This window comes from Muribaculum gordoncarteri (genome assembly GCF_004803695.1).
Classification (GTDB): Bacteria; Bacteroidota; Bacteroidia; order Bacteroidales; family Muribaculaceae; genus Muribaculum; species Muribaculum gordoncarteri.
The window spans coordinates 2740796-2756857 of record NZ_CP039393.1; the positions used below are offsets into that span (position 1 = coordinate 2740796).

The window sequence follows — 16062 nt, forward strand, 5'->3', positions numbered from 1 at the left end:
GCAGTCTTCATGTGCGCGTTATTTGCAATGTTCAATGAAATCTATTAAAGAAGTTTCGATATTTGAATCTTGAGCATCCATTTTGCAATAATTACGTTTTTTTGCATGGTCACGAGGACAAATTCCCATACATACGGGTAAATACTTGCAATTTAGACATTTGGGATTCTCATAGCTTTTTTCTTGATACAATTTGTCAAAATTGTTTTTCCATTCAATTTTTCCGTCTTCCTGTAGCTGTCCGGGAGGATTGCTTTCATATAAATCATTGCAAGCAGTGCATTTTACAACACCGCCATTATAATTTATAGCATTGTAATACTCCCTATTAGCATAACAGGGCACGAAATTGTCAACGATTTCCATTCGTGCTGCATTATATCCGTAATCATTGAATTCATCAAGAATTGAAATAGTTGACAATTGGAAATTTTTGTCAACACTTTCCTGCCATACTTTTTTAGGTGTTATGGTCAATTGTTTTCTGTTTTCCGGCGAGATGTATTCATTGATTTGACTTACTATTTTGTTAGTTAATGTTTTATGCGTATAATTTATGCGTAGAACAATATTCATATCCTTTAACGCCGACAATATTTTGTCGATGTTGCCCAATGTATGTACAAATGCTGAATCGCAGCCGTTTTGGAATTTTACTTTGTCATGGTTCCCTTTATCCCCGTCCAAAGTTATCTGAAATCCGGAAAATTTCAACCGTTTTAAATCTTTGATTTTATCAGAGGATAGAAAATATCCGTTTGTGGTTGCTGAATTTAGAAATGGAATTTTAGCTTTATCACATTTTTCTATTGCGTATTCGCTAATTGGAGCTATCACTTGTTTAAAGTACATGAATGGCTCTCCTCCAAACCATTCTATGTGGAGAGATGTGATATTTCGCTCATCAATCATGTAATCAATGTGTTTCTTTACTCGAGTTATAGTTTCCTGCGACATCATTGACGGAATGTGATTCTGTATGCAGTACCAGCATTTGTAATTGCAATTCAGTGTCGGTAAAATTACTAAAAAATAATCTTTTGAATGTATTGTTTCAAGATTTCTTTTTCGGATTACCTCAATTTCATCAACATTATCATCAATTATAAACTCATTGTCGACTAATTTTTGATAAAAGGATGGTGCCGATTCTTTTAATATTTCAGGGTTGCAAATTAAAGGTTTTATCTTATTACCCAATTCTATAGGGAGAGTAAAGAATTTATGTGATACCCCGTTATACCAATAGCTTTTTGAGTCTTTAGATAGGATATAGTTGTAATGACTTGGTTTCATAATTATATGGTTTTAATAGGAGCAATATTTTATATTGCTCCTAAATAGTAAAATTAAGGTTCTTCTACCTTGCCTCCTCCGGCTTCAAATCCGTCCTCGTTTTCATCGACAGGACAAGCGCATCCCGCTTTGCGATTGACACATTGCATGTCCAATTCGCAAGCACATCCTACTACTGAATTGGAGCATTGATACTGTAAAGTTATGCCTGAACGACCTCCTTTAACCTCCAATGCTTCTAACTCTGAGAGTTCTTGAAATGAAAATATACTCTTAAGCATAGTTGTTACTAATTATTAAATGCTTCCTATTAACGTAATTCGGCATCCACGACATTTTTTACCCTGTTATGTTCAGTATATAACGTGCGCATATTATATCTATTTTACAAAATTTCCTATATAGGTTGTTTCATCGATGTTAAGGTATAGGGTGTAGCTTATGCCTTTAGTCAATCCTGTTATTGTAAACTCTTGGCATTGATTATTGGTGCTTGACGGATACCCGCTCCACACCATGTTGTTATTTTTTAAAACAACTACAGTTACATTATCACTGTATTCGCCATATACGCGTAACACATCATTGTCATCGATGGTGACATAAGGAGAATGTTTTGACGGCATTCTTTTGGGAAGGTTTTTATTATCTGGATGGTCATTTTCAGTGCATACAGGAATAATATCTTCTCCTAATAGCATTATATTCATTGAACATATAGCAGCAATAATTAATGATATAAATCTAGTTTTCATTTTATAAAGTGTTAAAAATTATATCACAAATATAAAATGAGGCTTTATTCTATCCAAGATTTTTAGTGCGCAAAAAGTGCGCATTTTCAAAAAATGTTATTCTTTAGTGCGCAAAAAGTGCGCATTTTCAAAAAATGTTATTCTTTAGTGCGCAAAAAGTGCGCAAAAAACGTATTAATACATTTATAATGAGCGGATAAATGAGTCCCAATCTCGGGCTGACGCTTTCTCAATTTTGAATACTTTTGCATATAGTCTAGATCTAATAGATGTTACGGTTTCTTTTGAGCGATTAACCATTTTGCTGATGTTGGACGGGCTAATGCCTATCTTTATGAGCATTGTCACTCTCCATTCCAATGCACTCATGAATCTGTCGGGATGCAGTTTTTTATAAAAATCAGGACAATTGGAAATTATGGATTTTTCAAGAGCTTTCCACTCATTATATGATAGATTGAAATTATTATCCGAAATATTTCTTTTTATCTTCCCAACAATCTCGCTTGACATTAATTTATTGTCGGAAATTTGTTTGGAACTTGTCAAATCTTCCAGTTGTGCCGTGGTTTGATTTAATGTGTTTTCTAATTCGGTAATGTAGTCGGTCAATGAATTTACTTTCTCATTATATGAATGGTTTTCTAAAAGCAGATTTGTTATTTTCGCATGCAATTCTTCCGTTACTTTCAATTTTTCATTGAGAATATTCTCAGTTTCGCTCTCATGTAAGAATTTCATATTATTAAGTAATTCTATTTGGTGTTGTGATTTCAATTTTATTGATTTCCACCAAAAGAATATAAAGAGCATAATCAATATAGATATAGCTGACAATATTATTATAATCTTGTTTTTGCGCGCATTATTGACTTTTAAGTCGCTGTTTTCTATTTTATATAGTGAATAGTCATAATTTGCCTTTACACGAGCTACAGCTTCAGCACCCTCTATCTTTCTAATTGAATCAACCGCATCGAACGCTTTGTTATTGTATTTTAAAGCATCATGCCATTGCATTTTTTGTATGTGATACAGTGTAATATTTCTATAAGCATTCCTTTTTGCATATATAGAGCCGTTATCACATAACCATAATAGATATGGCAATGCTTGTTGTGATTTGCCCCGTTGCATATAAATTTTGGATGTTATAGCATATAATACACTTTTTAAATTCTCGGTTTTATAATCATACATAAGAGCTTTCTCTATTAGAGAATCGGCTACCTCTTTGTTGCCCAATGAGTTTTCAAGATATGCATATTGTGAGAGTAGACATCCAGATAATTCCTCTTCATTGATACTTTGTGATAACTCATATGCTTTCTTATAACAGATTAATGCGCTATCTTCATGATTCATGTTAATGTAAGTGTGAGCTATCTCTTTCAATCCATCAATTATAAACAATGTGTCGTTTAGCGCATAGGATAAATCCAATGATTTTTTATTAGCGTTAAGCGCATATTCAAAAAGACCTTGTCTATAATATAAATCACCGATTTGGGTATATATGTACGTTCTTAATCTGTCATTATCGTTTGAAATGAGGGAGTTGACTGCTTTCTGGTAGTAGTCGAGGGCGCGGGGAGCGTCGCCGAGGTCGCTGTAGACTCGTCCGGCGTAATATAGGGCAAGCGGTGTGAGATCGGGGTCGGAGTGGCCGGTGAAGTACTCGACCACGGGGGCTATCATCGAGTCGTTGCGGTGCTCGATGTAGGCCTTGTCGCGTGACTTTATAAGCATCAGGTCGTAACGCATCCGCGTTGCCTTGTCGGCTTGATTGATGGCGGGTGACAGTGAGTCGAGGAGCGCGATTGCGCTGTCGGGGCAGGTGTCGGCGAGCCGTCCGGCGCGGTCGATGTCGTCGCGCAGACGCGAGTTGTCGGCACACCCGGCGACGACGGCGATGCACACGACGGTGATGAATATGTGTAACAAATGCTTCATAGCTTCCGCGAATATACGAATAATCCGCGAAATTCACCCAATAAAAGTGGCGGGCGGAGGGGAGGGATATGCGGCGTGCGTGTGCTCCGCGTGACCTCCGCTCAATCATCAAATCCCCGCGATAGCGTGAGAGCTGCGTAGCTGCTCAATAAGTTTAGCCTCATGCAAATACGCCCTTGGGTGCGTGCAGCGTGAGGTCATGTCGTGCCCCCACCATCCCCGAGGGCTGCGTTAGCTGCCCAATAAAATGTTATCGTTGCCGGGTGGAGCGTTTTATTGGGCAACTACGTAGCCCTTTTCCTTTTTTGTTATCGCTTTTTACCCGTGCTGCGGACGCCTAACGGCGGCCTTGCGCGGGCCTAACGTTATTAAGCAGCTAACGCAGCTTTGGCGCTAACGCGGGGTCCACGGGTAGGCCTACGGCCAACCCGCGGTTAAATACATGTAATGCCTTCGGCATATACCGGGTGGGTATTTGCGCTGACGCGGGAGCGGACGCGGTGCGGGAGCTGACGCGGGGGGCTGCGGACGCATTCGCCCTGCGCTGCGCGGGGCGAGGGCACGGGCATTTGCGGGTGCGCTGCGCGGGGAGAGGCGCGAGGCGGATGCGTGGTTATTTGGTGGCTAAAGGTTTATTAGTAGGTTATGTTGACGCCGGAGTCGATGCCGTAGCTTGAGGTTGAGCGGTTGCCCTTGCGGAGCCTTTTTCCGAAGTTAAGGCTGTAGCGCACGCCTATGCTTACGAGGTTGGCAAAGTTCTTCAGGTAATAGTCGGAGTACTCGGGGTGTACGCTTGACAGCACCCAGTTTCGCTGCCTGATGCCGTGCTTTGAGAATATTTGTGATATCGATGCCGAGAATGTCCATTGGCGATAGCGGTAGCTGACATCCACACTGCTGAATCGTGATCTTTCGTTGAGATTGTTGGTGCTCAACTGGTATCCCGGGATGAGGGTGAAGTTGGCGTTTACCGTCCATGTGTCCCAGTAGAAGGATGCCTGTGCATCGGCATTCCAGGTGCATTTATCATATCGGAATCCCTCGCCTCGGGTGGAGTATTTGCCCCATCCGCCCCACACTGCGAGCGACAGATGGTTGAGAAGGTTGTTGACGCTCATCGAGAGTGACATGCCCATTCGGCGGTTGTTGTGGCAGTTCTCGGGACGCATTAGAAACTTGCCGGCGATTTCCGACGAGGGGTCGTCGACATAGCTGTAAACGTTCATTATCGGTCGCTTTACATAATTGTAGAACACTTCGCCCGAAGCGTAGAACTTTCCGTGGCCGTATTGGATCGACAGTCGGTTGGAGGTGGTTGTCGTCGACTTGAGATCGGGATTACCGGTGCGGTATAGAAGCTCGTTTACGGGTGTGAACACATTGGAATAGCGTGACAGGCCCGGTGACGACGGCTGCCACTGAAGCTGGTATCCCGCACTGAAGTCGTTGCCGAAATAGCGGTTTAGCGACATAGTAAAGCTGGGCCTGAGCATTGAGCTTGTGACCCGATTATAGCGAAGTCCGGCAGCAAACGAGTAGCCGATGTCGAGCAGTCGTCCGCCAATTGAGGCGTAGCCGTAGAAGACATGCGAACTTGCATCGTCGGCAATCGGGTTGCCGTTGTTTATCGTGGTCTTTCGGTCGGAGTTGGTGAATCGGTATTGGATTCCGTATCGGGTGCTTACCGACGAGTAGCGGTGGGAGTAGAGGGCCTCACCGCCGATGAACCATGCTGTGTTGTTGATTTTGTTGAGGTCGGAGTAGCCCGTGGTGTTGACTATGTCGCGGTAGTAGTCGCCACGGCTGAGCGAGGTTGTGACATTCAGCTCCATCACGCCGTTGGCGCTTGTGTTTTCGCGATAGTATAGGTCGAGAGTGGGCGCGAGCGACTTGAAGTCGCGACTTGTGCGTTCGGTGTAGGAGGAACTTATCTCCTGCACTTCGGTGTCCTCGTCTTGATTCTGGCTATGCTGGTCAAGCAGCAGCGACGCGATGAATATGCGCTTGTCGGACGGCTGTCGCGTGTAGTCGATGCGCAGGCTGTTGTAGCGGTCGATTGTTGTCGACGGAAGTCCGTGATAGTACAGGCGGGTGACGTTGCCGCCTCCTATGTACTCTTCCTCCTTGTGGGAATACTCCTTGTCGGAGTCGCGGAACCCTCCCGAGTAGTTGATTGACACCTCATTGGCTCCGTGTCGGTAGGATGCCGCCACCTGCTGCGAGGTGCGTTTTGCGGTCAATGCCGGATTCAGGTAGGCCATTACGCTTCCTCCCTTGTCGACAGGCACGGTTATGATGTTGACCCAGCATGCCCCGTAGCGCACATCGGGGTAGCTGCAGTACTCTACTCTGGCAATGTTTTCAGGAATCAGAGCCGTGAGGTCCTCGATTCGGCGCTGTACGCCGTTGATGAGTATCTTTGCGCTCTGCCCGTTGATTGTTATCGTGTTGGTGAGTGAGTTTACTTTCAGTTCAAGCGACTTGAACGACAATGAGTTCAGTAGTCCCATCATGCCCGGCGCGCGCTTAATCTCCTCAGCCGATGGAATGAGGATGGTGCGGTCGGTAAGCCGATTTACGGCCTTGGCCGACACGGTCACTTCGGCCAGCCCGATTGTTGAGGGTGACATGGCCACGCTTCCAAGGTCGATGTCGCTGCCGGCCCCTGAAAGTGAGAGCGACAGGCGGCTATAGGAGGTGGCGTCCACTGTGATGATGAGCTGCTCAGTGACACTGTCGACATTGACGGTAAATGTTCCTTTGCCGTCGGATGTTCCGCGTGCTATTACGGTTGAGTCAGGTGATGCGATTGTCACTATGGCTCCCGGCACCGGGTCCTTGAGGGTGTTGTCGACTATGCGTCCGCGCACTGTGAAAGCCTCGGCGGTCAATGCCGAAATGATTGCAACTAATGTGATAGATAGAATTTTTATACTGATGCGCATTGTTGTTATTGGTTTGTTATCGTTGTAAATTGGTAATTATATTACGAATATAATCAAATTTTTGAATATATTAACACGATGTCACGTTTAATAATATTCGATTAGTTACAATGCTGTCCTTTTCATCATCATCGAAGTTGTGCATACAATAGTCGGTTGATCCCATTGATTGCTTTGTACAACCACCATGGCACAATGGAAATATTCTACAATGACGGCAATTGGGATTTTTAAATTTTGAAGCCATTCGTTTTTCCAATGAGTCGTTTTCCCAGATGATTTCTCCTTCCGATGAAAGATATCCGTCCCTTGGTGTCTTTGCAAAGTCAACCGCTGTACATTTGTAGATATCTCCGTTGTAATTTATCATACAGCTGTTTCTTATGTCCCCATAACAAAAACTACGGAAATCCATTTTGGCTGAAGGGATACCCTCGTTACTGAATGCGGTGATCATGTTATCCATGTAGGCATATATTTCCTTGCGATTGTTATCCTGCCATACAATCTGTAAGTCTACACGAATCAGTTTCTTTTCATCACAAGTCAGTTCATTGAAATAAGCGGGAATCTGCCCTATTGATGCCATGTTGTCCTTTGAACAGTTCACTCTCAATGTTACGCTCATTCCGTTTTTAACCATTAATTTTATATTATTCACTATATGAGTGAATGTGTCATCGCCCTTATGGCGAAAACGTATGCTGTTGTGTATATCTTTGTCGCCGTCAAGAGTTATTTGCGCTCCAGTGAAATTCAACATTTTCATTGCCTTTATTCTTTTTTCCGACAGGAGGAAACCGTTGGATGTCATGTTGGCCGAGAACGGAATTTGGGCTTCAGATGATTTGTCATAGGCATGTTTTAATATTGGCACCATGACTTCGTTATAATATAGCATTGGCTCTCCACCGAAAAATGATATTGTCAAATTTTTGCCCTCATTTATTATTTTGTCAATCAGCGACTTGACGCGTTCAATCATTTCAGGTGCCATTTTTGATGCAATGTGTGATTCATAGCAGTACCAACAATGAAAATTACAGTTAATCGTAGGATTTATTATTAGATGAAAACTTGTGTCATTTTTTTCGATTGTCAATGCTCTCTTAATAAACTCATCACGTTCATCTACAATGTCATCAACAATGAATCCCTCCGTTACAAGTTTACTTAACAACGACTCATTTACATCAAGGATGTTGGTGTCACATATAATTTTATCGGGTATAACTACTGTAGTATCGGTCAATGCATTATAGATTACCGTAGAATTTTCAGTAGGGTGCAGATATGTGTTGTATATGCTTTTTTTCATTGTAAGGATTGATTTGGGGTGTATTTAATTAAGATGTGTCTGGACATATATTAATTGTCCAGACACATCTATTAATTGAGGTCTATTCTAAACTGGGATCTGTTGAAATGTAACGACATTGACAATTGTTACCATTACATTGGCAGTTATTGGAACTTTCTGAACCACATTGACAATTATTGCTTCTACATTGGCAATTGTTACCATTGCATTGGCAGTTATCGGTTGTTTCATGTCCTGTGTGGTCTAAGCCTCCAAACACAAAACATTCTTCTTCTTCAGAGAGCCGATTTTGTACATTCGCGACCAATTCTTTTAATGATAGAAATGTTGTTTGCATATCATTTGTTATTTAATTAGTAATTATGCGAACTTTGAACCGCGCGTATCTCTTGGTTCGCATTGTTATTTTATACTAAGATTATAACCTTATATCTTTATTATTTAGTGAATTCACCGATGTAGGTTGTTTCATCGATGTTAAGGTATAGGGTGTAGTTTATGCCTTTAGTCAATCCTGTTACTGTAAACTCTTGGCATTGATTATTGGAGCTTGACGGGTACCCGCTCCACACCATGCTGTTATTGTTAAAAACAACTACAGTTACATTATCACTGTATTCGCCATATACGCGTAACACATCATTGTCATCGATGGTGACATAAGGAGAATAACCTAATGAACGATCAACAATCGTTTGTTGCTCTTTGCTTTGTTCAACGCTTATTGGCTTTTCTTTTGCAAATAGTGCTAATGAAAATATCATCATTATTGCACAAAGGAAATGTTTCATAATTTTAGGGTTATTGGTTTCTTGCAAAGAAATGAATGCTCGTTTATACTTGCAAGTTTTTAATTACGCAAAATTTTACAAAACCATTAATTTAACGAGTGTTAATCTCGCAAAATTTTACAAGCTCTCAATAACTCCTTTATAATGAACCTATAAAGTCATCCCAATTCTTAAATGCAGAATCCTCTTTTTTAAAGTACCTTTGATATAATCGTGATCGTATCGATGAAATTGAGCTAAAGCTTTTCATCATTATCGGGGCTATTTCACCTGGAGCAAACCCCACTTTTATAAGCATAGATACTCTAAGATCGCTAGTTTTATGTACTCCGATATAACTCAATGTTTCAAAAAATGATGGGTATGCTGATTCTATCTCTTTCATAAGCTCTCCCCAATCCGTTTCCTGAGGTCGAAATCCATTACTTTTGAATTTAAGTAGTATTGGGCTTAGGAATATGGAAACCGCAGGTTCGCTATCAATGATTGCATCGTGTTTGTTGCAAAATTGAGAACTGATTTGAACGCTTTTATCGTTGACGGATGTATAATTCTGTATCAAATCAAGTTCTTCTTTTTTCTTTGAGAGGTGCTTTTTAACACCAATGTCGCTGTTGTCGATTATACGTTGTATCTTTTGATATTCATTGATAGCTTGCAAACGCTTGTTCTTTAGATATATGATGCATGCAGTTGCCGATACAGCCACGATTATGAGTATTAACAGCAATGTCAGGATATAGAATTGATTTCTTGCGTTTTGCGCTGACAATTTCTCATTTTCTCGTTCGCGAATAGCGAAGTTGTATTTTGCATTTATTTTAGCAAGTTCCTCATTGTTATAACTTTTATTCAATGAATCGTTATATAGTATATACATGTTTATGTATTCTACTGTTTGCGACACATCTTCTTTTGCCATTGCAATGTTGGCCAATAAACCGCTTGCCGATTTTTTGTTGAGCAATGAACCACTGTCGAGCATCCAATGGATGTGAGGCAGTGCCTTGGCTGTGTCATTTAGTTCGATATAAATATTGGAAGCTATTGAGTGTACCTGCTGCTCTATGTCGGAAGGATAGCATTCCAAAACCGGTTTGAATATTGAATCGGCCTTCTCAAACATATCCAATTGAATGTAGTATGATGCAATTTGCGAACGTACTCGGTTAAGTCCTTTTAGGTCATTTAGCCTCAATTGATTTTCCAAAGCTTTGTTATAGCATATTAGTGCGCTGTCTGGTTTGCCAAGTTGGCGAAAGCATATCGCAGATTGAAGAAGTATCCTGACAATGCGTGTTGTGTCATGCATTTCTTTAGCACATTTGTGGGCAATGTCAAAATAATATTTTGCATTTACGTATATGTCCTGTTGTTGAAAAATTGTTCCAATCTGTCCGGAGATTAGATATCGCATCATATTGTTTTCCGGATTGTCATTGAGGGAATTAAGTGCGTTATAATAGTAGTCGAGGGCGCGGGGGGCGTCGCCGAGGTCGCTGTAGACTCGTCCGGCGTAGTATAGGGCAAGCGGGGTGAGATCGGGGTCGGTGTGGTCGGTGAAGTATTCGACCACGGGGGCTATCATTGAGTCGTTGCGGTGCTCGATGTAGGCCTTGTCGCGTGATTTTATTAGCATCAGGTCGTAACGCATCCGCGTTGCCTTGTCGGCTTGATTGATGGCGGGTGACAGTGAGTCGAGGAGCGCGATTGCGCTGTCGGGACGGGTGTCGGCGAGCCGTCCGGCGCGGTCGATGTCGTCGCGCAGACGCGAGTTGTCGGCACATCCGGCGACGACGGCGATGCACACGACGGTGATGAATATGTGTAACAAATGCTTCATAGCTTCCGCGAATATACGAATAATCCGCGACATTCGCCCAATAAATGTGGCGAGGCGGCGGGGAGGGATATGCGGCGTGCGTGTGCTCCGCGTGACCTCCGCTCAATCATCAAATCCCCGCGATAGCGTGAGAGCTGCGTAGCTGCTCAATAGGGTTAGCCTCATGCAAACGCGCCTTTAGGTGCATGCAGCGTGAGGTCATGTCGCGCCCCCACCATCCCCGAGGGCTGCGTTAGCTGCCCAATAAAATGTTATCGTTGCCGGGTGGAGCGTTTTATTGGGCAACTACGTAGCCCTTTTTCTTTTTTGTTATCGCTTTTTACCCGTGCTGCGGACGCCTAACGGCGGCCTTGCGCGGGCCTAACGTTATTAAGCAGCTAACGCAGCTTTGGCGCTAACGCGGGGATGTGCGGGTGGGGTGCGCCCTGCGCGGCGCGGGGCTAACGCGGGGGTGTGCTGGGCGAATGCGGAGCAGGGCGAATGCTTGGACGGAAGTGGGGGCGAATGCGGGGTGGGGCTTGGGAGAATGGATTTAAATTTTTATCTTTGTATCAGTTAAGTTAACCCAATATTAAATCATCATTATCCATAACCATGCTACCAACCAAAATCATTGCAATTGCATTAATGTGCGCCGCTTCGTGGTTGTCGATGACAGCACAAGTGCCCGACTCTGTTTACATATTCTCCTACGCCGAATCAGGCAAGAGCGGTCTGCGCCTCGCCGTGAGCGACAACGGCGTCAACTGGACCTCGCTCGGCGACGGAATGAATTTCGTGACATCGGACTTCGGTTCGTGGGGCGGTTCGGCTACATCCAAGAAGATGTATTCGCCCCGACTCTATTTCTCCAACGGCGACAAGAAGTGGCACGCCATCTGGCAGGTGACTCCTTCGGGAGGCACATACGCCCACGCTGTTTCGGACAACTTAATCGACTGGCGTCCGCAGACATTCTTCCGTGAAAGCGACATGTCGAAATATCGCCCGACATCGTACCGCAAGGTGGACAGCCGCGAGGCCTACATCAACGGGAAGGCACAATACGGCTCGGTTCAGAAAATATCGAAGGCCGAAGCCGACTACATAAACAAACGCATCGCCGAGCGCAAGGCTGCCGACGCACGCCACGGCGAACAGGCCAAGGACGATCCCACCCGCTTTGCCGGGCTTAAGGATGTCAACGCCACCATCGACATTACCGACAACTCAAAGGCAATCAGCGACAAGCTGATAGGAATATTCTTTGAGGACATCAACTACGCGGCCGACGGCGGCCTCTATGCCGAACTGGTGCGCAACCGCGACTTTGAGTTCAGCAGCAACGACCGTCACGGCTGGAACCCCACAACCGGATGGGCCATCGAGGGCGCAGAGCTCACCATCGACACCGTGGCTCCCATTCATCCCAACAACCCCCACTATGCGGCCATCGACGCATCGAACGGAGCTGTAGAGCTTGTCAACAACGGATTTGACGGCATCAAGCTGACCAAGGGCGAGGGCTACAACTTCTCGATATTCGGTCGCTCAAAGGGTGCAACTCCCGGCTCAATCAATGTGTCGCTCGTGACACCCGACGGCGCAACAGCCGCCAACGCCACAGTGAAGATAGCATCGAAGGAGTGGCGCAAATACGAAGTGAGCATGAAGTCGCGCATCAACGCCGACTCGGCCCGCCTCGTGGTCAAGATACCCGCCAACGCCCGTGTCGACCTCGACATGGTGTCGCTCTTCCCCCAAAACACATTCAAGAACCGCCGCAACGGCCTGCGCAAAGACCTTGCACAGACGCTCGCCGACCTGAAGCCCCGATTTGTACGCTTCCCCGGCGGATGCGTGGCTCACGGCCAGGGCATCGACAACATCTACGACTGGAAAGGCTCGGTGGGCCCGCTTGAAGCCCGCAAGCCACTCTCCAACCTGTGGGGCTATCACCAGACACGCGGACTCGGCTATCACGAATATTTCCAATTCTGCGAGGACATAAACGCCGAACCGCTGCCCGTGCTTGCCGCCGGCGTACCCTGCCAGAACTCCAACCACGCCGCCCACCACACCCATGACGAGCTGACCCTCTTCGGTCAGCAGGACGGAATACCGATGGAGGAGATGGACGCCTACGTTCAGGATGTGCTCGACCTCATCGAATATGCCAACGGCGACGCCAAGAGCACCGAATGGGGACGCAAACGCGCTGAAGCAGGACATCCCAAGCCTTTCAACCTGAAATATATAGGAATAGGCAACGAAGACCTCATATCGCCCGCCTTCAAGGTGCGATTCAAGATGATCAACGACGCAGTGCGCGAGAAGTATCCCGACATAACGGTTGTGGGTACGGTGGGACCTTTCTATGAAGGAGCCGACTATATCGAGGGCTGGGAATTTGCCCGCGAGGAGAATGTGCCGATGGTCGACGAGCACTACTATGTGTCGCCCGGATGGATGATTCACAACCAGCACTACTACGACAACTACGACCGCAAGGGCCCGAAGGTGTATCTCGGCGAATATGCGGCTCACCTGCCCGGCCGTCCCAGCAACATCGAAACCGCTCTTGCCGAAGCCCTCTACCTTACCTCGGTAGAACGTAACGCCGATGTGGTAGAGATGACAAGCTACGCTCCCCTGCTGGCCAAAGACCGCAACACACAGTGGACTCCCGACCTCATCTACTTCAGCAACAACGATGTGCGCCCCACCGTCGACTACTATGTCCAGAAACTTTACGGCAACAACAGCGGCAACCGCTATGTCGACTCGAAGGTGACGCTCGACAACAACGACGATGCAGTGTCGAAGCGAATAGGCGTATCAGTGGTTACCGACGACAAGAGCGGCGACATGATCATCAAGCTCGTCAACATGCTTCCGGTGAACGTGAACACTACCGTCAACCTACCCTACTCGGCCAAGAGCGCTACCTTGACACGCCTTTCGGGCAGCCCCGTCGACAAGGATGTAAAGCCCGTGACCTCGACACTGAAGGTTAACGGCTCAGCCATTCCCACGACGCTGCCCAAGTACTCAATGACCGTGATAAGGCTAAAAAACGGAAAATAACACGACACAAATATCCAAATTCAGATATATATAGATTATGAAGAAATTAGTGATTGCGGCAATGATGCTTGCCGCAACCGGAGTGACGGCAATGTGCGCCGTCACTCCCCCGATTGTCAACGGCGAGGTTTTTCCCGACACCGAGGGCAATCACATCAACGCCCACGGCGGCGCGATAATGGAGTATGACGGCACCTACTACTGGTATGGCGAACACCGCGGCGAAGGGCGTCCCGGCAAGGGACAGCGCGGAGTCGCCTGCTACACCTCGACCGACCTGCGCAACTGGACCAACCGCGGCATCGTGCTTTCGGTTACCGACGAAGCCGGCAGCCCCATCGAGGAGGGATGCATAATCGAGCGTCCCAAGGTGATCTACTGCCCCGCCACGGGACGGTTTGTAATGTGGTTTCACAACGAGCTGAAGGGACAGGGCTATGCCGCCGCCCAAGCCGGAGTGGCCACGAGCGACAATCCGCTCGGGCCGTTCAAGCTTTCGGCATCGTCACGCGTCAATCCGGGCATATATCCGCTCAACATGAGTGAAGCCGACCGCGCCCGCAACTGGGACGGCGTAGAGCTCGAGTGGTGGACACCCGATTGGTATGAAGCCATAAACCAAGGAATGCTCAACAAGCGCGACCACGAGAGCGGACAGATGTCGCGCGACATGACCGTATTTATCGACGACGACGGCAAAGCCTACCACATCTACTCGGCCGAGGAGAACCTCACACTCAACATAGCCGAGCTCGACTCGACCTACGAGCGTCACACGGGCCGCTACATACGTATATTCCCCGGCGGCCACAACGAGGCACCGGCCATATTCAAGAAGGACGGCACCTACTGGATGATAACATCGGGATGCACCGGCTGGGCACCCAACACCGCCCGCCTCATGCGCGCCGACTCCATCATGGGCACGTGGACACAGCTTCCCAACCCCTGCGTGGGACCGGGCGCCGACATAACCTTCGGCGGCCAAAGCACCTATATAATGCCTCACGAGGGAGGATTCACCTTCATGGCCGATATATGGAACCCCAAGGACCTCGGCAACTCACGCCATATATGGCTGCCGATAGAGTTCCGCACCGACGGCACACCCTATATAATGGGACGCGAGCGAGGCGAGGCATCGGGCGACGAGGCATGGCGCATGGTGTGGAGCGACGAGTTTGACCGCGACGGCAAGCCCGACCCCAAGATATGGAGCTACGAGAACGGATTTGTGCGTAATCACGAGCTGCAGTGGTATCAGCCTGAAAACGCCAACTGCCGCGACGGCCTCCTCGTAATCGAGGCCCGCAGCGAAAACCGTCCCAATCCCACCTACTCGGCCAATGCCGACGCCAACGACTGGCGCAAGTCGCGCAAGACGATCGACTACACATCGGCCTGCGTCAAGACACGCGGCACCAAGGATATGCTCTACGGACGACTGGATGTGCGCGCACGCATACCGGTAGGCGGCGGTTCATGGCCCGCAATATGGCTACTGGGCGAGAAGCAGCCCTGGCCCTCGTGCGGCGAAATAGATGTAATGGAGTACTACCGCATAAACGGCGAGCCCCACATACTCGCCAACGCAGCCTGGGGCACCGACAAGCCGCATCAGGCCAAGTGGAACAGCCAGCGCATACCCTACAGCCACTTCACCGACGCCGACCCCTTCTGGGCCGAGAAGTTCCACATCTGGCGCATGGACTGGGACGAGGAGAACATCAAGCTCTATCTCGACGGCGAGCTGCTCAACACAATACCCCTCAGCAGCACCGTAAACGGAAAGCAGGGCAACGGCACCAACCCCTTCACCTCACCGCAGTATATCCTGCTCAATCTCGCCATAGGAGGTGACAACGGCGGCACTCCCGATCCCGAGTGTTTTCCGATGAAATATGAAATCGATTATGTCAGACTATACGAGCCCGCAGCCCGAAAGTGACACAACGATGACAATCGGCGACAAGATTTATCATTTTTTTGGCGATTTATTTGCGTTATATTTCAAAATGTAATAAATTTGCGCCACTAACTTACAATTAAGAATTAATGAACAGCATCAACACGCATCTTTCGTCGATTATTC

The 16062-nt window shown here is 46.7% G+C and carries 9 protein-coding genes; 2 read left to right on the forward strand and 7 right to left on the reverse strand.

The window, feature by feature from the left end:
* Window positions 1-18: 18 nt before the first annotated feature.
* From E7746_RS11995 to E7746_RS12030, 7 genes are all read right to left on the reverse strand, one after another.
* Window positions 19-1296 (reverse strand): radical SAM/SPASM domain-containing protein, encoded by a 1278-nt coding sequence (locus tag E7746_RS11995; RefSeq protein ID WP_136410955.1) that lies wholly within the window; start codon window positions 1294-1296, stop codon window positions 19-21.
* Window positions 1297-1676: 380 nt separating this feature from the next.
* The gene (locus E7746_RS12005; RefSeq protein ID WP_136410957.1) at window positions 1677-2051 is read right to left on the reverse strand and encodes a hypothetical protein; all 375 of its coding nucleotides are present in this window, start codon (window positions 2049-2051) and stop codon (window positions 1677-1679) included.
* A gap of 183 nt (window positions 2052-2234) precedes the next feature.
* The gene (locus E7746_RS12010; protein ID WP_136410958.1) at window positions 2235-4004 is read right to left on the reverse strand and encodes a tetratricopeptide repeat protein; all 1770 of its coding nucleotides are present in this window, start codon (window positions 4002-4004) and stop codon (window positions 2235-2237) included.
* A 635-nt stretch (window positions 4005-4639) separates the two neighbouring features.
* Window positions 4640-6949 (reverse strand): TonB-dependent receptor, encoded by a 2310-nt coding sequence (locus tag E7746_RS12015; RefSeq protein WP_136410959.1) that lies wholly within the window; start codon window positions 6947-6949, stop codon window positions 4640-4642.
* Between the two features lie 70 nt (window positions 6950-7019).
* A complete protein-coding gene (locus E7746_RS12020) occupies window positions 7020-8267 on the reverse strand; it encodes a radical SAM/SPASM domain-containing protein (protein ID WP_136410960.1) in 1248 nt (415 codons plus the stop codon).
* A gap of 440 nt (window positions 8268-8707) precedes the next feature.
* Complete coding sequence (locus tag E7746_RS12025) at window positions 8708-9061, reverse strand: DUF3244 domain-containing protein (RefSeq protein WP_136410961.1); 354 nt, start codon at window positions 9059-9061, stop codon at window positions 8708-8710.
* A 139-nt stretch (window positions 9062-9200) separates the two neighbouring features.
* Window positions 9201-10904 (reverse strand): tetratricopeptide repeat protein, encoded by a 1704-nt coding sequence (locus tag E7746_RS12030; protein WP_136410962.1) that lies wholly within the window; start codon window positions 10902-10904, stop codon window positions 9201-9203.
* 594 nt (window positions 10905-11498) lie between these two features.
* Between E7746_RS12030 and E7746_RS12035 the strand changes: the two genes are divergently transcribed.
* Both E7746_RS12035 and E7746_RS12040 read left to right on the forward strand, forming a co-directional pair.
* Window positions 11499-13970 (forward strand): alpha-L-arabinofuranosidase C-terminal domain-containing protein, encoded by a 2472-nt coding sequence (locus tag E7746_RS12035; protein ID WP_136410963.1) that lies wholly within the window; start codon window positions 11499-11501, stop codon window positions 13968-13970.
* A 37-nt stretch (window positions 13971-14007) separates the two neighbouring features.
* Window positions 14008-15918, forward strand: a complete 1911-nt coding sequence (locus E7746_RS12040; protein ID WP_136410964.1) for a family 43 glycosylhydrolase — start codon at window positions 14008-14010, stop codon at window positions 15916-15918.
* Window positions 15919-16062: the final 144 nt, after the last annotated feature.